This window comes from Camelimonas fluminis (genome assembly GCF_014656355.1).
Classification (GTDB): Bacteria; Pseudomonadota; Alphaproteobacteria; order Rhizobiales; family Beijerinckiaceae; genus Camelimonas; species Camelimonas fluminis.
Genome location: NZ_BNCG01000099.1, coordinates 1 through 3,064 on the forward strand (window position 1 = coordinate 1; position 3,064 = coordinate 3,064).

Annotated in this window: 3 protein-coding genes; all 3 read left to right on the plus strand. The window is 63.3% G+C overall.

The window, feature by feature from the left end; translation table 11 throughout:
* Nucleotides 1–35: 35 nt before the first annotated feature.
* The 3 genes from cas3 to cas2e are packed head-to-tail and all read left to right on the plus strand — an operon-like array spanning nucleotide 36 to nucleotide 2,701.
* Nucleotides 36–1,526, plus strand: coding sequence for a CRISPR-associated helicase Cas3' (cas3, locus tag IE243_RS24115; RefSeq protein WP_210319961.1), 1,491 nt, complete (start codon nucleotides 36–38; stop codon nucleotides 1,524–1,526).
* Nucleotides 1,453–2,433: a type I-E CRISPR-associated endonuclease Cas1e gene (cas1e, locus tag IE243_RS22395; RefSeq protein ID WP_191321499.1), complete on the plus strand. Its 981-nt coding sequence runs from the start codon at nucleotides 1,453–1,455 to the stop codon at nucleotides 2,431–2,433. Before cas3 ends, cas1e begins: the two co-directional genes overlap by 74 nt.
* Nucleotides 2,405–2,701, plus strand: coding sequence for a type I-E CRISPR-associated endoribonuclease Cas2e (gene cas2e / locus IE243_RS22400; RefSeq protein ID WP_191321500.1), 297 nt, complete (start codon nucleotides 2,405–2,407; stop codon nucleotides 2,699–2,701). The genes cas1e and cas2e overlap by 29 nt, the downstream gene beginning before the upstream one ends.
* Nucleotides 2,702–3,064: the final 363 nt, after the last annotated feature.

A 3,064-nucleotide genomic window follows, 5' to 3' on the forward strand; every position in this document is an offset into this window, starting at 1 on the left:
GGTAGGCCGTATCGGCCCAGACGCTTGAACCGGTATTGGCCTTGCTGATGAGAGCGGGAACCCGCGCTGCGGGGCGGCAATTGCAGCGGCGCGTTGACGAAGCGCTGGGGCGGATGTTTGAGGATCCACCCGAAGCGGTGCTGGCAATCCCCGGGCAGGCGAGGGCTGGCGAGGCCGCAGGCACGCGGCTCCCAGATTTTTCCGTGCTCTGGGACGATACGATGGAAGCACCAGCGCGCTGGGCGGCAGAGCATTCGGCGCGGTTTCTCGCGGCGCGCGTCGCAGTTGGAACGGTTGATCAGGTGGCGCTTGGTGGGTTGCAGGTGAAATATGCCCACCTGCGCGGCGCTTCGCTAAGCCGGGCGTTGCTGGTTATTGATGAAGTACACGCCTCTGATGCTTACATGACTGGCGTGCAGACAGCGATTGTCAGTGCGCATCTGGCGATCGGCGGTCACGTGATGCTGATGTCGGCGACACTGGGCGCTGCGGCGCGCCGACGGTGGTTTGGCAGGCCAGCGGCGGATTTTGCCAGTGATGCGGCGCTTGCCTATCCAGCCGTATGGACCACGCGTGGCTTGCAGGCCATAGCGCCGGATCCGGGGGCGGAAAAGATAGTTGAAGTCGTCGCTTCTCCCGGCTGGTCGGGCGATGACGCCGCTGGATTCGCTATCAAGGCGGCAGAGGCGGGCGCACGGGTGCTGGTCATCCGTAACACGGTGGTTCGCGCACAAGCGACATACGATGCATGCCTCGCGGCTGCGTCGGGCTTTTTGCTCTCCGTTAACGGCCTTCCAACCCTTCATCACAGCCGTTTTGCTGCGGAAGACCGCGCCTTGCTTGATCGCGCGGTCGAGGCGGCGCTGGGCAGGAACAGCCCCATCGGCGGACGCATCGTCATCGGCACCCAGACGCTTGAGCAGTCGCTCGATCTGTGCGCCGACATCCTGATCACCGATCTTTGCCCAATGGATGTGCTGCTGCAGCGGATTGGCCGGCTACATCGCCATCGCCGGCCGCGGCCTGACGGGTTTGGACGACGTGGGGGCGACCAGATGAGCGCGCCGGCGCTTCCTATGACGCTCCGCATCGCCGCCGGCGTGACTATCTCGCCGATCACGATTGCCGGGCGCGACGCGTCTCTCAGGCTTCCAGCGGCAGGTGGTTATGCGGAAGGGGCGGCGCATAGAGGGCCCGGATGCGACTTTCCATGGCTCGCTTGTCGTGACCGATCCCGAAGCCTTCACCATCTTGTTGGCCCGTGGCGTCGGGCGGCACCGCGCCTATGGCTATGGCATGCTGTTGCTGCGGCCGCCACAACGGCAGGCCCCTGCATGATGAGCATGATCCTTCGCACTTTGGTCGCGAACCTGCGGTGTTTGAAATTTCAGGCCCGCGACGTGTCGGCATCTCGCATGTTTGTATCAAATAAATGCATGAGGGAGGCGCATCATGCTTCTGGGACGCCTGGGACTGGAAACGGCGCGTTTGCCCCATGCCGACCGCCATGGCCTGCTGCTGCTTGATCGTGGTGCACTGACCGTTGAAGCTGGCTGCCTGCGCTTCGCCTCGGCCGGCGGTGGGGCGGTGGAGCGGGGTGAATACGCCATTCCGCACCAGTCGATATCGCTGCTGATGCTGGGACCGGGTTCGACCGTCAGTCATGACGCCCTGCGACTTTTGGCGCGCCATGGCGCCGGACTTGCTGCGGTGGGTGATGACGGCGTCCGGCTTTACACGGCGCCGCCGCTGATGCCCGATTTCTCTAACCTTGCCCGCAAGCAGGTTGAGCTTTGGGCCGATGCAAATCGTGGACGCCTTGATGTGGCGCGCCGCATGTATGCCTGGCGTCTTGGTGAAGTGTTGCCACATCGGGACATAGCCGTATTGCGGGGAATCGAGGGAGCGCGCGTCAAGGCGCTTTACGCCAACCTTGCTCAACGCTTCGGAGTGAAATGGCAGGGGCGGCGCTATGACAGGAGCGACCCCCTGGTCGCCGATCTTGCCAATCAGGCCATCAATCACGCAGCGAGCGCCGTAGAGGGCGCAGCCGCAATCGCTGTGACTGCCAGCGCTACGATCCCGCAGCTTGGCTTCATTCATGAGGATTCCGGGCAAAGCTTTGTGCTTGATGTCGCGGACCTGTTTCGTGATTCAATCACCGTACCCAGCGCATTCCGCGCGGTGGCGGCGCAACGAAAAATGCCACACATGTCTATTGAACGGATAACACGCCGTCTGGTGGGCGAAACCTTGCGCCGTGAAAGTGTGATCGCGTCGATGCTCGATCGCATCAAGGCGCTGTTTGCCGCTGAACAGGGCGATGACAGGGCGCCGGGCGGGGCCCGCAAGGCCAGGCCAGGGGACAGGGACGCGCTCAGCCAAGAGACGGGGAGGTTTGGCCATGCCAATGACCGTAGTGGTGACGCGTGACGTCGCCGACAGATATCGTGGCTTCCTGGCTTCGATTATGCCTGAAGTGGCCCCCGGCGTTTACGTTTCGCCAGAACTGTCGAAGGGCGTGCGCGAGCGGGCCTGGAGGGTTCTCAATGATTGGTGGGGGACGATGCCGGGTGGAGCAATTGTAATGGCTTGGAAAGATAGCACCGCGGCCGGTAACATGGGGCTGGGCATGCTTGGCTCTCCTCCCGTAGAGCTGATTGATCTTGAGGGAGTTCTGGTCGTTCGAAAGAAAAACTGACGGGCCGTTGTTCTATGAAATGATTAATATTTACCGTATGTTGCGCCCTAGAGGCTCCCCCGCCCACGCGGGGATGGACCCTGGAAATGTCGCGCAGTCGTGGGCCTGTTCCCGGCTCCCCCGCCCACGCGGGGATGGACCCTATACAACCCCAAGGCTCCCAGAGCCGACAGGGGCTCCCCCGCCCACGCGGGGATGGACCCCGTATCCACGGCATCACGTCGCCTCCCCCTGCGGCTCCCCCGCCCACGCGGGGATGGACCCCCGCTGGGTTTCCGTAGAAAGTCACGCAGTCGGGCTCGATCGTAACCGCTGTTCTCAGGCCACGGCCTTGATTGGGTCCGAGGCGTATGCCCATGGCAG